This is a genomic window from Solibacillus sp. FSL K6-1781 (genome assembly GCF_038630735.1).
GTDB classification, from domain to species: domain Bacteria; phylum Bacillota; class Bacilli; order Bacillales_A; family Planococcaceae; genus Solibacillus; species Solibacillus silvestris.
Genome location: NZ_CP152038.1, coordinates 89420 through 110667, shown reverse-complemented (window position 1 = coordinate 110667; position 21248 = coordinate 89420). Strand labels below are relative to the sequence as shown.

Genomic DNA, 21248 nt, shown 5'->3' with positions numbered 1-21248 from the left:
AACGAATTATGACAAAATCCGCTCAATTACTGCTTATGCCTAAATGCTCACCTCAAAATTGAAGGTTTGTACAGTCTAGGAAATATTAAAATGAGTATACTTCGCGTTTTAAAATTCCGATGTAAGGTAAGTTACGATATTTCTCTGCATAATCTAATCCGTAGCCCACAACAAAACCGTCCGGTACTTCGAAGCCTACAACATCTGCATTCAATTCCACTTTACGGCCAGATGGCTTATCCAGTAATGTTACGATTTTAATCGATTTAGCTTTACGGTATTTAAATAAATCCACCAAATAGCTTAATGTTAAACCACTGTCGATAATGTCTTCAATAATAATGACATCGCGACCTTCCACACTTGTATTTAAGTCTTTAAGTATTTTTACTTCCCCAGATGAAACAGTTGCATTTCCATATGAAGTAACATCCATAAAGTCCAGTTCCACATATGAATCGAAACGTTTCATCAGATCCGTCATAAATGGCATTGCACCTTTTAACACTCCGACAGCTAATGGGAACATTTCTTTATATTCCTCTGTCAGTTGAGCGCCAAGCTCTTTAATACGTTCCTGGATTTGTTCTTCTGTAATCATTATTTTTTCGATGTCATTTTGAATCATGAGTAGATTCCTCCTTTTATTGTTCAAACTTTCTAAAGACGTTCATTGCTATCGACAAGAAGCACCATTTCATGCTCCGCCGACTTTACATTAGAAAATTTATTGTTAACGCGTACAGCTACTATCGCTAAAAGGTCATCATTAGCATCGACTAACAACGGCCAGCTAGCTCTTTTGGTGAAAGGAATCTTGTCATCAATAAAAATGCGAGATACTTTTTTCTGATGCTGCATACCTTGTAGCAAAATACGATCCCCTTGTTTGGGAGCCCTTACGAATAAAGGAAACGAAACAGATGATGCGGCGAAAAAGTGATGTGGATACTTTTGAAGTAAGTCCTCATCACATTGTGCAAGTTCCCCAATATATATGCGCATCGTTCCAAGCACACACCACTCATTCAAAGCGATTTGTTGATTTGATGTTCGCAAGTTTTGCTGCTTATATTCAAATACAACTTCATCGTATTGTTGACGCGCAATAAAATTCTCCGGTAAATCAAGTGCACGACTTCCATCCGACATTGAGAATAACGTCAAAATCGTCGTGCAAAGTGCGTAGCTTTGAATCGTATTTGAATCGTTATAAAGATAACTTAATAGTATTAAAATGAGCCTTCTTTGTAAAGCAAGTGGCTCTTTTTGTAATTCCGAAACCTTGACTTTATAACAATTTTTATCAACTTTCAGAAAAAGCTTTGAAAAACGCTCTTCTGCAAGCTCCATTAAATACGTATCATCCTCTAAAAGCTGCTGGGCAATGTGGACTGCGTGTCGGGAAACAAGGGGGTTTTCTTCCTTTAAAACTGGTACGACATTGTGACGGAAACGATTGCGGGTATAATCATTCTTTGCATTGCTCGGATCTTCACGGTACAAATGACCTTTACTATGTAAATATTCCCCAATTTCGTCTTTTGTAACCATCAAAAAAGGACGAATTACAGTAAATTGTTGAAATTTACGGGAAGGTAATATGCCTTTTAATCCGTTTAGTGAACTCGCTTTCGTCATGGCCATTAACATTGATTCGAGCTGATCGTCCGCATGATGGGCAGTTACTAATTTTGTAAACTTATGTGTATGCATGACGGTTTCAAAGAAATGATAGCGTTCCTTCCGGCAAATCGCCTGCATGTTTCCGCCTTCTTTTTTTTGGATTTCCGCAATCGGAATCGCACAGCTATAAAAAGGAATAGCCCAGTCTTCACATGCCTGCTCAACAAATTGGCGGTCTTGAGCAGATTGTTCGCCGCGAAGCATATGGTCAACATGCGCAACGGCGAGCTCAATATTAAAATAGTGCTGAAAATGATAAAAAAAAGAAAGAAGCGCCATTGAATCAACGCCTCCTGAACAAGCAATTAATAGTTTATCTCCGCTTTTAATAAGCTGCTGCTCTTTTATATACGCTAAAACTTGATGCTCTAAAGTGTGCATTTACTCACCTCATATTACATTTCAATGTGTGATTGCTGGTCTGAATACTTGCCACGGTTTTATGACATGCTGCAAACGGAATAACATCACAGTGCAGTCGTCTGCAATCGGGTATTTTTGTTTGAATTGCGTCATGACATCAAATAGTACAACCTGGATGGAAGCACCATTTTCCAGCCCTTGACGAATCAGCCGGATAAATAATTGTTCCTGTGCATCCCATTGTGCAGATGGTGAAAATAACCCGTCGGAAATCATTAAAATAACGTCCTCTGACAATAATTGTGTCATTTCTGTATCGATTGCGAAGTTAGGCAAAAAGCCAATTGGAGCACTTGTACTTTCTATTTTGAATAAATCATTCCCTCTTAATACATATGTCGTCATGCCTCCCGCTTTCCAACACCATAAATGGCCGAACTGTAAATCGACAAGTGCAAAATCCATTGTCGCATACATATCCGAATCATTTTTAAGCGACATGACATAATGCATTGTGTGCATCGCTGTTTCAGGATCCATGTTGTACGTAAGACAATCCTGCATCATTTGAATTAAGCGTTCACTTTCACGATTTGCTCTCACATTCGTCCCCATACCATCCGACAGCATGATCGCCATAAGTCCTGGATGAATCGGAAATACCCGGTAAGAATCTCCGGAAATTGCATGGTTTGCATGGGAATACGTATATATATCATACTCCAACTGATAACGAATTGCTGAAGTAAACTTAATTTGGCGATAAAAAATTGGTGAGTGCTGCTCGTAAATCTGTTCACCTTTCAATGGTTCATGCAAAAATTCAAACAGTTGCTGTTCTAATTGCTGGATAACGACATGTGCATCACGATGATCTGCGACATAACAAACGAACTCTCGATTCCCTATTTCATTTTTTATCCACTGAATATGCAAACAATGAATATCATGTTCCTTTAAAAACTGCTGCATCTCCCCATCCATTTCCGATGTGCCGATTTCTAATCGCTGGCTGTTTAACAGCTTTTCAAAGTGGCTGCTTAAATCCCGAAGCTGTAAGGCAATCATTTTTTTACCATGATAGAACTGTCTCTCCATATGCTCTTTGTGTAAAGCCGACTCTAGTTCTTCCAGCAATTTAGAAGATTTAATGCATTTCCCTTTCAGCTGCTCTTCTACCCGAATCCAGCTGACTGGTTTCGTACTTCTTTTCGCTAACCGCCAAGAGTCAATAATTCCTTCCATCTCCCCGTTTCTCCCCCAGCACTCTTCATATTTGAAACAGCTGGAGCAAATTAGAAACGGTTCTGCAGTTGTCTTACTTTTAGTTTTATTTTGTGTAAAATGATCAAACACAAGCTCCTTCATAAAAGATACAAATTGCTGAAATTGCTTGAGCTGCACTTCCACTACTTCATTGCGGTTCACCTGGATTATACTAACCGTATTTTGTTTGTAATACATTTTGCAATACTCAAGTATATTTTTCGGCATAAGCAGGAAAATAATTGCGCCTGTAAGCATCGACATAAAATAAACGCTATCGATCGGTAATGTTGCATCATAAAAGAAGAAAAAAATACTCGGCAGAAAACTAAAAAGCGCAACGGCATAACGTCCCTGGTTTTGTACAAAAGCGGCGACCAGCCCTGTACATGCATATAGGATCATCATACCTGTGAATGATAAATTAGCTAAGCCTATAAAAAAGCCAAGAGATAATGAAAAAATAACCGTAGCTCCAACTGTCGAGGCATAGGCTACAAGGCAGATGAGGAAATGAAGAACAATCAGTGACATTGAAAAGTAAAATAGAGTCAAGCTTTCCATGCCGATTAGCATACCGGCCAAAACGACAATAATTGCCGTTATTTTTTCTCTTGTCCATTCAATGGTTCCGTTTTCTTTACTTGGAAATGTCAAAATACGCATAAAGAATAAAATCGAAACTGCAAAAAGACATTCATATACGATATAAAATAATGTCATGACAGATGGCATACCACTATGAAGCAGCATTTGCCATGCTAGCTGAATAGCGATAATTGTACTTCCTAGTAAAAAGTACGGTGATAGTTTTATAAACTTAAAACGGACGAGACATTCCATGAAGAGTAACTGCACTAACACAACGGCTGCCTGTCCAAACCCAATAAAGAGCGTTCCGAGGATTCCCCCTAGTAAAGCACTCTTTTGAAATGAGGCAAATCTCGTTCGAATAACAAGCCAAAAAGGTAAAAACAACGGAGTAACAGCTTCAAAGAATACCGCCTGAGCAAAACAGAAAGCTGCAAACGCTATAACACTTGCTATTATTATTCTCGATTTTTCTTTATATAAGAATAAGTCTAAGTTTAGTGTTTGAAACTCATTTTGATTATTTAATGTCACCATTTTTACTATCACCTTTTCTTTTTAACGCTATTATATAAAGCTGAAAAAGTGAATTTTGTCTGTTTGTAGGATTGACACCGAAAAATTGTTCGACGGTTTTTTTACGGTAATATGCGCGTTTTTACGCTTTTTTTATTAGTAATTACAAAAAATAATACGCAGTAATTTCCTGCATATTATGATAGAGGAAATAATTAAAAAATAGTATTGACACTATATAGACTGCAATGTATTATTAGTTCTGTTGTTAAATTTGGCGGTGTAGCTCAGTTGGCTAGAGCACTCGGTTCATACCCGAAAGGTCGTGGGTTCGACTCCCTCTGCCGCCACCATTTATAGGCCCGTTGGTCAAGTGGTTAAGACACCGCCCTTTCACGGCGGTAACACGGGTTCGAATCCCGTACGGGTCATCTCAAAAGCTGTTTAGGAACTTAGTGTTCCTAGGCGGCTTTTATTTTGTTCTTTTTTCTATTCTGTAAATTCCTGACACACTTTCTCCCTTATCCATTATACTTGTAACTATAAGAGGAGGCGTTTTTTTTGGTCCAAAACTTTACATATTTAGCTTTTCTTTGCGGTATTAGCATGCTTCTAGTCGTTGGAGGCGTCATCTTGACAAACTTGCCGCTCGCATTGCAGATTCTTATGATTACAATCGGATTAATCGGAGGTATTTTTTGTTTTATTACCCTTATCCGTGTACTCATAAGGCATAATACTGAAAAAGAATAATCTGATTTCCCACTCCAACACAACATTTTATTAATGAAAAAAAGCGATGGATTGTAAGATATACACTTACAATCCATCGCTTTATCATCTATTTGACACTTTTTCTACGTTCAAACAGCCAGCAAAATTATCCTCTGCGAGCTCCACGGCCACCGCGCTTAGACTCAGTTGCACGCTTTAATGTAGTTAAACGCTCATCGCTATCTTTTAAGAAACGCGCCATCTTCTGTTCAAAGTTCTCTTTTGGTTGACGATCATTACGATCGTTAGAACGGTTGTTTTCGCGACGAGGACGCTGTGGACGCTCTGGTCGCTCAGCTTGAGGCTTTGCTTTACGAATTGAAAGACCAATCTTTCCATCCGCTTCAACATTCATCACTTTAACTTCGACTTCATCGCCTACTTTAAGATGCTCGTTAATATCTTTTACGTAGTTATCTGCCACTTCACTAATGTGAACTAAACCTGTTTTCCCATCTGGAAGCTCAACGAATGCACCGAAATTTGTGATTCCTGTTACCTTACCTTGTACTTTGCTGCCTACTTCAATTGACATAAAAAAAATGCTCCTCCTTAAATTTTAAGAGACTCTTCGATTGAAAAGCCATTTATCAATTATAATGAAACTTTTGTTCAATAGCTTCTTCTCTAATTATAGCTAACATAAAAAGAGTGTCAACAAGACACTCTACCTAAAGGCAATTAATACCAAAATTTTTATCACGAAATTACCATGCTTACTGGTTTTTTATTATTTTTTAAAGTCACATTTTTTTCTTTTATTATCGCGTTAAAATTATTCTTTGTCATCTTCAGGCTTGTCTTTATTTTCTTTATCCGATTTATTCGGTATTGTAAAAATAATTTCGCCCTCTTCAGAAAGGAAAAATTCTTTTCTTGCCAGCTTCGCAATATACTCATCATCTTCCAGCTTCGCAATCTGCAAATTTAGTAGCTCTTGTCTGTGAAGCGCTTCTTCCAATCGTTCTTCCACCGCCGCTTTCGTTTCTTCCTTTGCGGCGAGGCGTTCACTTTGGACCATGTTAGCTTTTACTAATCCTGCTATTACTACAGTTGCTAAAATGAAAAATACTGCTAATCTTCTGCGACGACGTACTGCAATTTTTGCTTTTATTTGAGCTTTTGCTTGCGGATTTGAGCGGACATAATCGTTATTCAACGACTGGACATTTTGGTTATGTAGCTCTTCTTGCACATTTCTTCTTCCCATTTTCCGTCTCCTCCCTCACAATCAATAGTTGTAATCATTATACGAGTTCACTGCTGTGTTTTAAAGTTTTTTAACAAATATTTCTTGAAAAACTTAATAAAGGGACGACAGATAAATAATACAATCCCTACCAATAATTTTATAATACTTTTGACCATTTTAACTACTACATGTCCAATGAAAAAAACCGGCTTCACAAATAAATTTATACATACTCTTCCAACAAAGCGGATAATTTTTTGGAACAGCAATTCATATGTTGCAATTCCGGCGATTTGGGCAAGTGGATCAACTACCCGCCATTGCCCTCCTTTTACTAAAAATAATAAATAAAACGTAGTAACCCCTAATATTAACCAGACAATCCATTCTAAAATCCATGTAATACGTCGAATATTTTTTAAAGGGATACGATTTACATTAATTCGGATACAATCGATTATTGCACCTACAGCAACTCCGCTTATAAACATGACAAGAATGCTTATAAGCTGCGCACTCATCATCATCCAAACAATTTATGAAGGAAACTTTTCGATAAGCCACTCTCGCTTTCATCGTATTGGAATTGCTTCACTTCCCCTTCTAACGTCAGTAATCCCTTGTCCACATCTAAATGAACAATACGCAGTTCCTCACCACGAATCAATAAATGACCCTGTGATGTATTCACATAAAATTCTTCCTGATCGAACCGTTCGATACTTTTAACAGATGTCATGTCCATCCGTTTACGATTACGTACCGTTACTAAGTGATCCCCAGACGAAATGGTATAGCGTGCGCTTTCTTGATGAATAGTCAATGCAAGTCCCCCTTTGAGCTTATAGTTGTACACTATATGCATCAACGGAAGGAAGCATGACTCAAAAGTTGGTCATGCCCTAATCTTCATCATCAATAAATTCTGGTTCAACTTTCTCTAAACGCTCTTCTTTTATAATTGTAAACATTTTTAAAGCATCTTCTTTTTTCACATTTTCACGAATTTCTTCGACACGTGCCGTTACAATTTTTTGACCGAAACGAATTGCCAGCTCATCGCCAACTTTTACAGTACTGCTGGCTTTTGCCACTTTATCATTAATCGTTATACGGCCCTGCACCGCTACTTCCTTCGCTAATGTACGACGTTTAATTAAACGTGAAACTTTTAAAAACTTATCTAAGCGCATCCCATTTACTCCCCTTTTTCTATTTGTTTTGCTTCATTCCAAAATGAATCTAACTGCTCTAATGTAAAATCACTGAATGCCTTGCCGCTCCTTGCTACACTTTGCTCAACGTAATGAAAGCGACGTGCAAATTTTTCATTGGCATGTAGCATCGCTTCTTCCGGTGAAATTTTATAAAATCGTGCGATGTTCACAAGGGTGAATAATACATCCCCGAATTCATCGGTACGGCTTAATTCGTTACCTTGCTTTATTTCATCCTGGAACTCTTGCCATTCCTCCGTAAACTTCTTCCACGCTTCGTCAGCATTCGGCCAATCAAAACCTACTGTCGCTGCTTTTTTCTGGTAATTGTACGATGTTTGAAGCGATGAGTAAGGACTATATTCGTTCTTTAATAGTGGTTCGCCATCTACATTGCCTTTTTCCTGCTTTTTAATTGCTTCCCAGTTAGCTACAACTGTTTCTGCATCTTCTGCAGTCACATCCCCAAAAACATGCGGGTGGCGGCGAATCATTTTTTCGCTAATCGATGCAAGCACTTCTTCCAATGTGAAATAACCATTATCTTCCCCGATTTGCGCATGCAAAAACACCTGTAAAAGGACATCGCCGAGCTCTTCAACCATAGCAAAATCATCTTCGGCATCAACCGCTGCTAAAAACTCATGTGCTTCTTCCAATAAGTACTTTTTCAATGATTCATGTGTTTGCTTCTGATCCCAAGGACAGCCATCTGGACCTCGCAATGTCGCTATGATTTGACGGAATGTTGTCCAATCACGCAATGCTTCCTCATCAGATTCAACAGGCGGTACATAGACAGTCGTTAAATTGTTGATTTCTGCTGCTTGATCAAGCTCATAAAGCGGAACAGTACGCAATGATTCCTGTGAGGAACCTGCTGCTGTCACAATTGTTACCGGGTAATCATCACGGTATTTTTCCATTAGCGTGAGCTTTACTTCTGACGCACTGAACGAATCATAGACTTGGGCTATTAAAATGTGCTGACGCATATTCATATCATGGATGGACATGCTCGTACCGTCCAACAGCTGAAACCCTTCAATCGGGTCAATTTTTAAGGCGCCGAAAATCGGATCCAAAAAGCTTTGCCCGCCTTCAATTACAAGCTTAATCTGCCCGTTCTGATCCGCTTCAATTAAGTGCTGGACGGTCTGCTCTGCTACGAGCGGATGTCCCGGCACAGCATACATAACATCTTCCTGTGAAACGGCTTCAATAAGACGCTGTGCAATTTCTTCATAAACAGGACCGAACGAACCATGCTTAATATACACATCATCAAAGCTCGTAAACTCGATACCTTCCAGTTTTAAGTCTTGAATGACAGGATGGTCCTCTGTTCGGACATATATTTTTTTGGCTGCTTTAATTTTTTTATAAACACCCATTTGCATTTGTTCAAAATCGGCTGCTCCTAAGCCAATAACGGTTAATTGATTCAAGTTATACACCTACTTCTTTCGATTTAACATTAGTTGATATGCAGCCATTCTCCTGCCGAGTGGGATTAAAAACCAATCCTTTTCTGTCAATACTCGCATTTTTGCGACTGCTGTTATAAAAGCACCTGCGCCAAGCATGACGAGCACCCCACTGTAAATGAGTGCATCAAAACGACTAAACAGGCCGGTAAACAGACTATTTAAACTGTAAACAGCGCCTTGTACAACGACTATCATAATGAGACAGGCGATGGACAGTTTTTTATAAAACGTACGATTCGCCAGGCTGATAGACGTCAGTTTTTTTAAATAAACGATAAGGGCAGCTGCTGTAAAAATCAGCCCGATATTACTCGCAATTGCCGCACCCATCACATCATAACGCGGAATAAAAATAATGTTCCCTATATATTTTAATACGATTCCGACCCCTAAAAATACGGCAGGTCCTTTTAATTTACTATAGCCTTGTAAAATAGCTGTAAACGTTAAAATTATCGATAATGGAACAATCTGAAACGAATAAAGCTTCAGCACATTCGAGTAGGCATCTGTCTTAAACAGCATTTGATTTACATATGGCATAACAAGTATTAATCCGAGTGCCGCAGCTACTCCGAATATGAGGGAGCTCCGGAATGTCAATTGAATAAACGGCTTTGCACCACGACCGTTTGGCTGATTTGCCTTTAATGCAACGAGCGGTACAATAGCCAGCGATAAAGAAGTTGCAATTACAATTCCGAGCTGCACAAGTGGTTGGCCACGGTCATAAATCCCCTTCACTTCCATCGCTTCAAGCGTATTCATCCCTGAATGGACAAGCATTTTGTAAATCGTAAAGGAATCCACAAGCTGGAAGCATAATAATAGCAGTGCACTCATACTGATTGCGATACTGTATAATGTGACCTCTTTTAAGATTGGCCAGACTTTTACATTGGCTATTTCTCCAGTTGGCTGATACTGCCGTTTCAAAAAGTAAAGCAGTAGTACAATCCCTGCTATTTCCCCTACAACTGTACCGAGCATCGCCATTTTCCCGGCTGTGTAAACAGATTGTGTATATTGCAGCAACACAATTGTTCCGACTAATATAATCGCTACCCGAACCATTTGTTCGAACACTTGCGCATAAGCAACCGGCTGCATCTTACTTTCCGATTGAAAATTGCCCTTTAAAACAGCAAGCAGCGGCATACATAACGTAATGAATGAGCCTACTTTTAATAGCCCCGCAAGCTGGGGATCTTCCATCAAATTAGCTAATGGCTGTGCACCAAAGAATAAAAGACAGAAGAAGATAAGAGCTAATGCTGTTAAATAATAAAAGATGATGCGTGATACAGATCGTTTTTCTCCATATGTACCACCACGCCCTTCAATATCCGCGAGCATTTTGGAAATGGCAACAGCAAATCCGCTTGATGTCCACACGACAAAAAACGAGATGAACGGATACACTTGCTGATATACATAAAATCCTTGGTCACCTACTAAGTTTTGATAGGGTACTCGGTAAATTGCACTTAATATTTTTACTAATAGCGCCGCAACTGTCAGGAGAAGGGCGCCCTTCATATAATTTTTCATACCAAAACTTTGCGAAGTCATTCTATTTCCTTCCTCTATTTCATACAATAAACTAATTATATCATGAAAACCATTTGCTAATTTTACTCGAGGAATTAAAAAAACGCCCATTAATATGGACGTTTTAAAGTGATTTTAGTTTTCCATTTGCTTTGCTAAAAAATTGGCTGCTGTTTCAGCAGTTTTTTGTTCAATTTCACCGATAAAATGGGCCCGTGATATTAAATAAATAGCACCAATCGGATCTCCATTCGAAACGATCGGTACGATGCAATATGATTTCACTTGTTCATACTGTCCTGCTACAAGTTCAATCGACATCTCCAGCTTCTCACTTACAAGTGACCTGTTTTTAATAATATCTTCCGCAAAAACTGTTAAACGTCTCGCCACATAATCTTTTTTCGAAACGCCTGCAACGGCTATTACTTCATCTCGGTCACTTATTAATGTTGGAGTACCTAATGTTTCAAATAATGATTCCGCATATTGTTGTGCAAATTCGCCTAAATCATTAATTGGCGAATACTTTTTTAAAATCACTTCTCCTTCGCGGTCCGTATAAATTTCAAGGGGATCCCCTTCACGGATACGAAGTGTTCTTCTGATTTCTTTTGGGATAACAACACGACCTAAATCATCGATGCGGCGAACTATTCCTGTTGCTTTCATCGTTCATGTTCCCTCACTTTCCATCAATTCACAGCATGATGCTCCTAGTATGGAAAGAAATACATGAAACTATGCATTGTTCGAAAAGGATAAAATAATATTTCGTATATGTATGATGAAGTACCTATTTTTCCTCAACATGATATAGGAAATTACAACGTTTTCGGTCATTTTATGTTTTGTTTTTATGAAAGAGGCAATAGACAAAATAAAACAATCTTTTTGGAGGTGCAGTAATGGTAAGAGTCGATCGTATTACATCAACACCAGATGCATATCGTCAGCATCAATATTATGCAGGTACTCATTTAGCTTATTACCCGGATTTATCGAAAGAGCGTTCTACTGTTATTTCAAAATTTGAAAACGGCATTTTCAAACGTTATTTAGAAAAGCCAAATGGTCAGCGCGATTTAGTTTCTGCTTCCACTACAAGAGAGAAACAGCTATTGGCAAAGCGTGAAGAACATAGTAACCGCGAAGAATTGCTCCAACGTTTAAATTATTCGAACGGAGTACATTATAGTGTGCAACAATCTTTCTTATAATTCATATGTTGTATGCAATCGAAAAGAGAGGAAATATTAAAAGCCCAAAACTTTTAATATTTCCTCTCTTTTTTTATGATTCTTTTTTTGCAGATGCGATAATTTGCATCATTTTTTCTACTACATCAAATGGCAGGTGATTTCCGCATTTGTTGTAATCTATTGTTATTACAAGCTGTGTCCCTTCCATTCCAAAGCCGACCGCCCGACCAAACTCCATCGACTGCTCGACAATCTGTGCACCATTTGTATTGGCCGTTCCTTCTTCTGAAAGAATAATAGATACAACTTGCTGCTTTTCTTTTATTGAAAGCACATTCGCTTCCTTAGCCCAAACTTTCATACGGGCCACACGCATCAGTCGCTCTGTTTCAACTGGTAAATCTCCAAAGCGGTCTTGCAGTTCATCGATAATTTCCGAATAATCTTCGATGTGTTCCATCGCCTTAATTCGTTTATACATCTGGATTTTTTGGTAGCCATCGGGAATATACGCATCCGGAATATACGCATCAACATGCAGCATAATCTCGACATCCTGCTTCTCTTCTCTCTTTACACCTGTTCGACGTTCTTCCACTGCTTCTTCCAGCATTTGTGAATACAAATCAAAACCGATTGAGTCGATAAAGCCATGCTGCTGAGCACCAAGTAAATTCCCGGCACCACGGATCGATAAATCCCGCATCGCAATTTTAAAACCTGAACCTAATTCCGTAAATTCTTTTACGGCCTGCAAACGCTGCTCTGCGACTTCAGTAAGAACTTTATCACGTTCATACATGAAATATGCATAGGCAATTCGATTTGAACGCCCTACACGTCCCCGCAGCTGATACAGTTGAGAAAGTCCCATACGATCTGCATCATGAACAATTAATGTATTTACATTTGGAATATCTACACCGGTTTCAATAATCGTTGTCGTGACAAGCACATCATACTCACCTTCAATAAACGATAAAATAACCGATTCCAGCTTCGCCTCCGTCATTTTACCATGTGCAAAAGCGACTCGTGCATCCGGAACAAGCATCTGAATTTCTTCAACTCTTCTTGTAATATCCTCTACCCGATTATATAAATAAAATACTTGTCCACCACGTGCCATTTCACGCTCGATTGCTTCACGTACAAGTGCTCCGTTATGCTCCATTACATACGTTTGGACAGGGAAACGGTTTTGTGGCGGTGTTTCGATGACCGATAAATCACGCACCCCAACCATCGACATATGAAGAGTACGCGGGATTGGTGTTGCCGTTAATGTCAGCACATCGACATTCGTTCGAAGCTGCTTAATTTTTTCTTTATGCGTAACACCGAAACGTTGCTCCTCATCGACGATAAGCAATCCTAGGTCTTGATACACTACATCCTTCGATAAAATACGGTGTGTACCGATCACTATATCTACTGTTCCTTCTTTTAGACCTTTTAACGTCTCTGTTTGCTGCTTTTTGGAGCGGAACCTACTGAGCAGACCTACATTGATCGCATAGTCTTCAAAACGCTTCGAGATCGTTTCATAGTGCTGCTGCGCCAAGATAGTAGTCGGCACTAAAAAGGCAACCTGTTTGCCGTCTAAAATAGCCTTAAATGCAGCACGAATTGCAACTTCTGTTTTTCCGTATCCTACATCCCCGCAAACGAGGCGATCCATTGGACGTTCTCGTTCCATATCTTTTTTCACTTCGGCGATTGTGCGTAACTGATCTTCTGTTTCTTCGTACGGGAAAGCAGCCTCAAAGCCCCGTTGCTCATCGGAATCCGGAGAAAAGGCATAACCTTTTTCTGCTTCGCGCTTTGCATAAAGTTTGATTAAATCGTCCGCAATATCCTGTACCGCATTCGAAACTTTCTTATGTGTTTTCTTCCATTCCGTACCACCGAGTTTATGAAGTTTCGGTTCCTTTTCGCCTGAAGGCACGTAACGTTGAATCAGTTCAATTTGATCCACAGGTACATATAACTTATCGTCCTCACGGTAACGTACATGCAAATAATCTTGATGTGTACCATTCACAACAAGTGTTTCGATGCCAATATATTTCCCGATTCCATGATGCACGTGTACAACATAGTCGCCTGATTTAATTTCTGTATAAGACTTAATACGCTCAGCATTAGTCATCTGCTGTGGTCGTGATTTTTTCTTGGCCTGTTGTTTAAAGAGTTCATCATCTGTAACAACCGCTATTTTTTGTAATGGTAGCTCAAAGCCAGAAGACAATGCCGTATTGACCAGATAAATGCCCGGTGCATCGGCATAGCCGATTGTTGACGCAATATGGTAGTCATCCAGTAAATTTTGCATGGCCTTTATCCGATTATCTGAATTAGCCGTAAATAACACGACAAATTTTTCATGCGTCCAACGCTCAATTTCATTTTGCAGTAAAGCAATTTGTCCGTGGAATTGCTGCATCGGCTTACAGGAAATGTTGATTGTCTTTTTAAGAGTGACACCTGCAAATGTTCTTGTAAATAATGCGAAATACATTTTCTGCTGTTTCAGCATTGAAAGCACTTCTTTTAATGAATGGGAGGGCTTTACATCATGAAGCATTTTGCCCCCCTCAATCAATGAAATAAACCATTCATTTTCTTCGCGTTCCCATGCTTCCATCACTTCCTGAATGCGACCTAGTTCATCAAATAGGACAAGGCCATCCTCCTTGAAGTAATCACCTAAAAAATACGGCTGATCAAATAATAACGAGCCATATTTTGCAATATGATCCGGTAGATGACCAAGACGCAGCAGCTCAATATCGTGCTGAATGTTTTGCATGAGCAATTCCTGTGTTTCCTGTTTACGGACCTTTTTTAAACTCACTGCCAATGATGCTTCAAGGCGTTCCGCAAGTTTTATGCGCTCTTCTTTCGTTAAAAGAAGCTCTGTCGCAGGGAAAATTTTGATTTCCTTTAACTTTTCAATCGAGCGCTGATTATCGGCAGAAAACGTACGAATCGAATCCACTTCCGTATCAAATAATTCAATACGGATCGGATCTTGTGCATATGGCGGATAAATATCCAGAATTCCGCCGCGCATTGCAAACTCACCTGGTGTTGTAACCATTTCACTTCTCGTATAGCCCATTTCAACAAGCTTATCTAGCCAAGTATTGATGTCGACATCTTGACCTAAAGAAGTAGAAAGTTCATATCCAAGCCACTTTTGAGGCGCATTTAGCATACTGCGCATTCCTGCTACCGGAATAATATAGATTCCGCGTTCCTGATTAACTAAGCGCCCTAAAGTTGCAATACGCTGTGCACGCAGCTCATGGGAAGAAGTCGTCATATTTGCAGCGATAAATTCCTCGGCCGGGTAATAATGGACATGCCCATCACCAACTAACGCAGTCAGATCATCTACTAATTTTTGTGCCTGCAAAAGGTTTGAGGACATAATATAAATCGATTTATTTGTCTCTTGATAGATTGTATGGATCAGCGCAGGTCTTGCACTTCCCGTTAACCCTGTAATAAGGTGATCGTTTGCTTGATTTTTTCGAATTTGCTCTATCATATTATCAATCTGTTTATCTTTTATAAATATTTGATGTATCGTATCCACGTCTAGTCCCCCTTCTCTTTTTCGATAAATGAAAACGAAAATGGAAAAAGCCTTGGCGCATTTTATGCGACCAAAGCAACTCCTCTACTGTAACCATCTTTTTAACGCATAGTAATCGGGAAACTGACGCAATGATTCTTCACAATGCTCACAAATGCTGTAAACGGTCGTTTCTCCCCGTTCATTTTTTTTAATGAATTCATCGATTTCACCTATTTCAAACAAGTGAAGCTTTTGAACCGTTTCTTCTGCATCGAAAGGCAAAGTACCAATCTCTACCTCACAATGTCTACAGCGGTAGCGTACAGGCATCTCCCATGGCCTCCTTTAAACACTTATGTATATTAAAGTCTAACCATTTTTTGATTAATTTATGCGCCGTTAAATTTGTTCATCACTTCTAAAAACGGCTTTGTCAAAGCTGTTTCTACAGCATCACAGCTCTTTTCAACAGCTTCTTTTACGATGGGCTGATCCTCTTTTGAAAACTTTGCCAATACATAATCCGCAACTTTCATACCTGCCGGCGGGCGGCTTACTCCGACACGGATTCGGTTAAATTCCTGTGTCCCTAAGTGCTGAATTAATGATTTAATCCCGTTATGTCCACCAGCACTTCCTTTGCCGCGTAATCTTAACTTACCCGTTTCCAGATCTAAATCATCATAAATAACAATAATATCTTCAATTTCTATATCAAAATAATCCATTAGAGGTCTAACACATTCTCCTGATAAATTCATATATGTTAGTGGCTTCAATAAAATGACTTTTCCCTCAGGACGATGAACCGTTGCATACATACCATTAAATTTAGTTTGGTTTAATGGCGCATTCCATCGATTGGCTAATTCATCAATTATATCAAAACCTATATTGTGGCGTGTATGTTCATATGGTTTTCCCGGATTTCCTAAACCAATAATTAATTTCACTAGTAATCGCATCCTTTTTCTCTGATCGCCTTTATTTTATCATATATCCTCATGAAAAGTATGTATCGTCCACTAGTATGACGCCAATGATTTCTCGCGCATTTTCCTTACAATATAAAGTACTAAAAAGCCTACTGCAGCAGAAAATCGAACTGCTGTCGATAAATACATCGCTGTTTCCATCGAGTAAGTTTCGAGCAGCCATATTCCTATTTGCGGAGAAGAAAAAGCAATGACTGCAAGCAGCACATTATAAGTCGTAATACAATACGTGCGCACTTCCTGCGGTGAATTTTCAAGCAATAAATTAAATAATATTAAAACCGTTCCTGAAACAAACAACCCTGAAATAAAGGACATCGCGACTAAATAATAAAGATTCGTCGATAAAACCATCAGTAATGGTGCTGTTGACATCCCAAAGGCAACCCAGACAAATACACTCATATTGCCATATTTTTGCGACCATTTACGCCAAAACGAAAATGATAAAATTTGAGCAATCATATTTGCCACATTGAACATACTAATCCAAAAGATCGTCGCTTCTGCATACCGGACATTATAAATATTAAAAATCCCCCATGCCATTTGCCAGCCAAAGTTAAAAACAAGTGCAACTATTAAAAACAGGACATATTTATTGTTTTTAAAAATTGACCAATCCATTGCACGTTTATTTTCTACATTCCGTTCACGTATCGGTTCATCATGCCTTAACAGAAAATACAGCTCAACAACCCCGACGACAAAAGTAAACATGAATAATATTTGATAAGCTATCCGATTGGCGGTTATATCTTTCATGACAATACCAATCGTTAATGTAACAAATAAGCCTACCACTGTCAGCAAGCGATTACGGTCACTAAAAAATTGGGCTCGACGTGTTTCCTCAATAATATTACCGATAAAAGATTGCCAGCCCATGTTCGCCATCGTATTCGGCACACTCATTGCAGCGATCAGAGCCAGCAGCAACCAAGAACCAAAACTTCCTGGTACATAACTAATAAAGGCAATTAGTAGGAAAACAAAGCGTGCTGCCAAAACGGAAAAAGCAACGAGCCTTTTTTGTTCGAATGCGCGATTTAGTAAAATAGCAGCCGGTAATGTCATTAGCAATGTAATTAACGGTGGCAAAGAACTGATCAACCCTACCTGATAATTTGTTGCACCAAGAATCGTCATCGCAAAAATCGGAATGTAGCTGTTTGATGTATTTTGTGCAACAGCAGATGCCATCCCGTGGTAAATACTCATTTTTTCATTATGTGTTCTCATAAAGACCTCTAATTTTTCTTAATATTTACTCATCTCCATATTATTATACTGATTTCCTTTCGGATGTCGAAGTATTTTTTTACACTAAAAAACCGCCCTAATAAATAGGGCGGTCCGTCCAATTTCTTAATCTTCTCTACCTGGTTTTTCAGGCGATAATTTTTCTCCCGTTGCATCAAGATCATCGGCTGTTACATTTTCTGCATTTGCATCGACATCTTCAACTGGTGCTGCTGGCGGTGTTACCGTTGCTAATGTATAGTCGTCATTATCTACAATCGTAAACGCTGTAAATTGATCGCGAACATTACCCACAGATAACGATTCACCAACTGCTAAATCGGATACATCGATTTCAATTGTGTCTGGAATTTTACTTGGATTCACTTTAATCTTCAATGTATGGTTAGGTTGAGTAATTACCCCACCTTCTTTTACACCAACTGAAGTCCCGATAAATGCAATTGGAACATCCACTTCAAGTTCTTCTTTCATATTGATAGCAAGGAAGTCAACGTGCTTCACATGTCCTTTTAGTGCATCACGTTGGATATCAGTAAGTACTGCATTTACTCTTTTCCCGCCTACTTCAATTTTAAACACGCTAGTTGTACCATATGTTTGAACTGCTTTAGCGGTATCTCTATAATCCAACGATATTGGTGTTGTTTCTGTTTCATAGCCATACAGCACACCTGCCAGTTGGCCTTCGTTTCTAAGTTGGGATAGTATCGAACGTTTCCCAGTTTCTCGCTTTGTTGCTTGTAATACTGTAGTCATATTCCATCGTCCCCCTTAAATAGTTATACAAAGATACATTTACCCTACCTTTGTCCACACTAAACATAAAAATTGTCAGATTTTTTGCAAATATTCGCATATAGAAATACGAAGAATGAAAATTTAGTTGCGACAGCCGTAGAGATTTCATGAGTGAGGGTATAAAAAAACAGCATCTTCCTCTATTGAGGAAAATGCTGTTTGCTTCTTGTTTTGCAATGGATTAGTCGAATAATGTACTAACAGATTTATTTTCATAAATACGAGAGATTGCATCTGCCATTAATTTCGCAACTGATAATTGCTGAATTTTTGGAGAAAGTTTTTCTTCAGACAATTGAATAGTGTTTGTTACAACTAATTCCTTAATTGGAGAATTTTCAATACGCTCAATTGCTGGACCTGATAATACTGGGTGTGAACAACATGCGTAAACTTCTTTAGCACCGCTCTTAATTAATGCCTCTGCACCAATCGTAATCGTACCTGCCGTATCGATGATATCATCAATTAGGATACATATTTTTCCATCTACATTACCAACAATGTTCATTACTTCTGCCACGTTTGGTTTTGGACGACGCTTATCAATAATAGCAATCGGAGCTTTTAAGCGCTCTGCTAATTTACGAGCACGAGTTACACCACCATGGTCTGGAGAAACAATAACTAGTTCCTCTTCATTGAATCCTTTTGTCCCGAAATGTTCAGCAAGTAGTGGTACAGCCACTAAATGGTCGATTAAAATATCAAAGAAACCTTGGATTTGAGGTGCATGTAGATCTAATACGATTACACGAGTTGCACCGGCAGTTTCAAGTAAGTTTGCTACTAATTTAGCAGTGATTGGTTCACGCGCTTTTGCTTTACGGTCTTGACGTGCATAGCCATAGTAAGGCATAACAACGTTTACTGTACGAGCAGATGCACGTTTAACAGCATCAATCATAATTAAAAGTTCCATTAAATGCTCATTAACAGGCGCAGAAGTAGATTGAACGATAAATACATCCATTCCTCGAATACTTTCTTCAATGCTAATTTGGACTTCTCCATCACTGAAGTGTTTAACGGATGATTTCCCTAGTTCTAAACCCATTTCATCAGCAATCTCTTTGGCAAGTGGATTGTTAGAATTTAATGAGAAGATTTTTAATTTTGAGTCAGCGTATTGATACGGCATGATGGCCTCCTGTATTTTAGTTAATTTTATTTTGAATTTAATTTACTCACATAGCCTAATTTGTTTTCCTGACGAGCACGCGCAATCGCCAATGCATCTTCAGGAACTTCTTTAGTAATTGTCGATCCTGCTGCAATAAAGGAACCTTTTTTTAATGTTACCGGTGCAACTAAATTTGAATTACACCCAATGAATACATCGTCTTCAATAGTTGTTTTATATTTGTTTTTACCGTCATAGTTAACAGTGATTGAACCGCAGCCAATATTTACGTTCTTGCCGACTTCTGCATCGCCAATATAGCTTAAATGAGAAACTTTCGTATCATCACCTAATGTACTCTTCTTCACTTCAACGAAATTACCGATTTTTACATGGTTTCCTAATGAAGATTCCGGACGTAAATGTGCAAACGGACCTACTGCTGTTTCATTGCCCACTTGGCTGTTTAGCACGACTGAACTATGAATCGTAGTTGCATTGCCAATTTGACTGTCCACAATATGACTATTCGGACCAATTTTACAATCTTCGCCAATAACCGTTTTACCTTCAATAATCACTCCAGGTAAAATAACCGTATCACTGCCGATTACTGCGTCTGCACTAATATGTGTAGAAATCGGATTAATAATCGTTACACCATTACGCATATGACGTTCGTTAATACGTGCACGCATTAGTTCCTCTGCTTGAGATAGAGCAAAGCGATCATTGACACCAAGCGTTTCATCAAAGTTTTCTGTTACATAGGCTGCAACTGTTTCACCTTGCTTCTGTAAAATTTCAATAACATCCGGCAAATAGAATTCACCTTGTGCATTTTCATTTTTAACGAGCTTAAGTGCCTCAAACAGTGCTTCATTATCGAAGCAGTATGTTCCTGTATTAATCTCTTTCACAAGCTGTTGTTCAGATGTTGCATCTTTTTGTTCAACAATTTGCGAAACTTGACCATGTTCGTCACGTAAAATACGACCATAGCCTGTCGGATCATCTGTAACCGCTGTCAAAATAGTTGCTTTTGCATTTTGAGAAGCATGCTGATCCAGCAGTGCCTGCATTGTTTCAGGGCGAATTAAAGGGGTATCTCCACATACGACAAGCGTAGTTCCGCTAAGTCCGCTTAAAATCGGCTCTGCCTGTTGAACCGCATGCGCTGTGCCTAATTGCTCTTCTTGTAAAACATATTCACTCTTATTTCCAAGTGTTTCTTTTACCAGCTCTGCACCATGTCCTACAACAGTTACGACACGTTCAACATTTAATGAACTGATATGATCAATTACATGTTCCACCATTGGCTTTCCGCATACTGGGTGGAGCACTTTATATAATTTGGACTTCATTCGTGTACCTTGACCAGCCGCTAACACGACCGCAAAAATATTCGTCATATTACAAGTCCTCCAATTTAGCTCATTTTCTCTTATGACTATAAAGCAATTTCATAATCTTTTCAAGGTATTCAGACTTGACAAATCTTTGAATTTAAAATATCTATAATAGTTTGACACATTTTCTTTTGTGTACTAATTCAGCAAATTTTAACGATAAAAAGTAAATAATCAGTATTTTTCCGACCATATTCTCATTTTTCCTTTTCTGTTATAG

At 38.8% G+C, this 21248-nt stretch carries 20 protein-coding genes and 2 tRNA genes; 4 read left to right on the top strand and 18 right to left on the bottom strand.

Annotated elements, in window-relative coordinates:
- Positions 1-85 precede the first annotated feature (85 nt).
- From hpt to MHH37_RS00510, 3 genes are read right to left on the bottom strand one after another with little or no spacing between them, the layout of a single operon-like run.
- A complete protein-coding gene (gene hpt / locus MHH37_RS00520) occupies positions 86-628 on the bottom strand; it encodes a hypoxanthine phosphoribosyltransferase (protein ID WP_008408259.1) in 543 nt (180 codons plus the stop codon).
- A 32-nt stretch (positions 629-660) separates the two neighbouring features.
- Positions 661-2067, bottom strand: a complete 1407-nt coding sequence (gene tilS, locus MHH37_RS00515) for a tRNA lysidine(34) synthetase TilS (RefSeq protein WP_014822289.1) — start codon at positions 2065-2067, stop codon at positions 661-663.
- A 21-nt stretch (positions 2068-2088) separates the two neighbouring features.
- A complete protein-coding gene (locus MHH37_RS00510; protein ID WP_339263462.1) occupies positions 2089-4443 on the bottom strand; it encodes a SpoIIE family protein phosphatase in 2355 nt (784 codons plus the stop codon).
- A gap of 255 nt (positions 4444-4698) precedes the next feature.
- Between MHH37_RS00510 and MHH37_RS00505 the strand changes: the two genes are divergently transcribed.
- The 3 genes from MHH37_RS00505 to MHH37_RS00495 all read left to right on the top strand — a co-directional run bounded on the left by MHH37_RS00505 (position 4699) and on the right by MHH37_RS00495 (position 5175).
- Positions 4699-4775: transfer RNA gene (locus MHH37_RS00505), tRNA-Met, on the top strand.
- Positions 4776-4781: 6 nt separating this feature from the next.
- Positions 4782-4853: transfer RNA gene (locus MHH37_RS00500), tRNA-Glu, on the top strand.
- Between the two features lie 130 nt (positions 4854-4983).
- Positions 4984-5175, top strand: coding sequence for a hypothetical protein (locus tag MHH37_RS00495; protein ID WP_008408263.1), 192 nt, complete (start codon positions 4984-4986; stop codon positions 5173-5175).
- A 127-nt stretch (positions 5176-5302) separates the two neighbouring features.
- On the opposite strand, the gene MHH37_RS00490 is transcribed toward MHH37_RS00495, so the two are convergent.
- The 8 genes from MHH37_RS00490 to spoVT all read right to left on the bottom strand — a co-directional run bounded on the left by MHH37_RS00490 (position 5303) and on the right by spoVT (position 11318).
- Positions 5303-5731, bottom strand: a complete 429-nt coding sequence (locus tag MHH37_RS00490) for a S1 domain-containing RNA-binding protein (RefSeq protein WP_008408265.1) — start codon at positions 5729-5731, stop codon at positions 5303-5305.
- Between the two features lie 240 nt (positions 5732-5971).
- On the bottom strand, positions 5972-6406 hold the full coding sequence (locus MHH37_RS00485) for a septum formation initiator family protein (RefSeq protein ID WP_008408267.1): 435 nt from the start codon (positions 6404-6406) through the stop codon (positions 5972-5974).
- Positions 6407-6453: 47 nt separating this feature from the next.
- On the bottom strand, positions 6454-6909 hold the full coding sequence (gene yabQ, locus MHH37_RS00480) for a spore cortex biosynthesis protein YabQ (RefSeq protein ID WP_051127965.1): 456 nt from the start codon (positions 6907-6909) through the stop codon (positions 6454-6456).
- 2 nt (positions 6910-6911) lie between these two features.
- Positions 6912-7211 carry a sporulation protein YabP gene (yabP, locus tag MHH37_RS00475; protein WP_008408271.1) on the bottom strand — a complete coding sequence of 100 codons (300 nt, stop codon included), beginning with the start codon at positions 7209-7211 and terminating at the stop codon, positions 6912-6914.
- Between the two features lie 79 nt (positions 7212-7290).
- The gene (locus tag MHH37_RS00470) at positions 7291-7581 is read right to left on the bottom strand and encodes an RNA-binding S4 domain-containing protein (RefSeq protein ID WP_014822291.1); all 291 of its coding nucleotides are present in this window, start codon (positions 7579-7581) and stop codon (positions 7291-7293) included.
- 5 nt (positions 7582-7586) lie between these two features.
- On the bottom strand, positions 7587-9053 hold the full coding sequence (gene mazG / locus MHH37_RS00465) for a nucleoside triphosphate pyrophosphohydrolase (RefSeq protein WP_342574571.1): 1467 nt from the start codon (positions 9051-9053) through the stop codon (positions 7587-7589).
- 9 nt (positions 9054-9062) lie between these two features.
- Positions 9063-10667, bottom strand: a complete 1605-nt coding sequence (locus MHH37_RS00460) for a polysaccharide biosynthesis protein (protein WP_014822293.1) — start codon at positions 10665-10667, stop codon at positions 9063-9065.
- A 114-nt stretch (positions 10668-10781) separates the two neighbouring features.
- Positions 10782-11318, bottom strand: a complete 537-nt coding sequence (gene spoVT / locus MHH37_RS00455) for a stage V sporulation protein T (RefSeq protein ID WP_014822294.1) — start codon at positions 11316-11318, stop codon at positions 10782-10784.
- Between the two features lie 236 nt (positions 11319-11554).
- Between spoVT and MHH37_RS00450 the strand changes: the two genes are divergently transcribed.
- On the top strand, positions 11555-11866 hold the full coding sequence (locus tag MHH37_RS00450; RefSeq protein ID WP_014822295.1) for a hypothetical protein: 312 nt from the start codon (positions 11555-11557) through the stop codon (positions 11864-11866).
- 73 nt (positions 11867-11939) lie between these two features.
- Here the strand turns inward: MHH37_RS00450 and mfd are convergent, their stop codons facing one another.
- The 7 genes from mfd to glmU all read right to left on the bottom strand — a co-directional run bounded on the left by mfd (position 11940) and on the right by glmU (position 21031).
- Positions 11940-15452: a transcription-repair coupling factor gene (gene mfd, locus MHH37_RS00445; protein ID WP_342574570.1), complete on the bottom strand. Its 3513-nt coding sequence runs from the start codon at positions 15450-15452 to the stop codon at positions 11940-11942.
- A gap of 84 nt (positions 15453-15536) precedes the next feature.
- Entirely contained in the window at positions 15537-15764 is a 228-nt protein-coding gene (locus MHH37_RS00440) for an anti-sigma-F factor Fin family protein (protein WP_008408283.1), read from the bottom strand.
- Positions 15765-15823: 59 nt separating this feature from the next.
- Positions 15824-16387 carry an aminoacyl-tRNA hydrolase gene (pth, locus tag MHH37_RS00435; protein ID WP_340734495.1) on the bottom strand — a complete coding sequence of 188 codons (564 nt, stop codon included), beginning with the start codon at positions 16385-16387 and terminating at the stop codon, positions 15824-15826.
- Positions 16388-16459: 72 nt separating this feature from the next.
- Positions 16460-17671, bottom strand: a complete 1212-nt coding sequence (locus MHH37_RS00430) for an MFS transporter (protein WP_342574568.1) — start codon at positions 17669-17671, stop codon at positions 16460-16462.
- Between the two features lie 126 nt (positions 17672-17797).
- The gene (locus tag MHH37_RS00425; RefSeq protein WP_008408286.1) at positions 17798-18451 is read right to left on the bottom strand and encodes a 50S ribosomal protein L25/general stress protein Ctc; all 654 of its coding nucleotides are present in this window, start codon (positions 18449-18451) and stop codon (positions 17798-17800) included.
- A 223-nt stretch (positions 18452-18674) separates the two neighbouring features.
- Entirely contained in the window at positions 18675-19634 is a 960-nt protein-coding gene (locus MHH37_RS00420) for a ribose-phosphate diphosphokinase (RefSeq protein WP_008408287.1), read from the bottom strand.
- A gap of 26 nt (positions 19635-19660) precedes the next feature.
- The gene (gene glmU / locus MHH37_RS00415; RefSeq protein ID WP_014822299.1) at positions 19661-21031 is read right to left on the bottom strand and encodes a bifunctional UDP-N-acetylglucosamine diphosphorylase/glucosamine-1-phosphate N-acetyltransferase GlmU; all 1371 of its coding nucleotides are present in this window, start codon (positions 21029-21031) and stop codon (positions 19661-19663) included.
- Positions 21032-21248 lie beyond the last annotated feature (217 nt).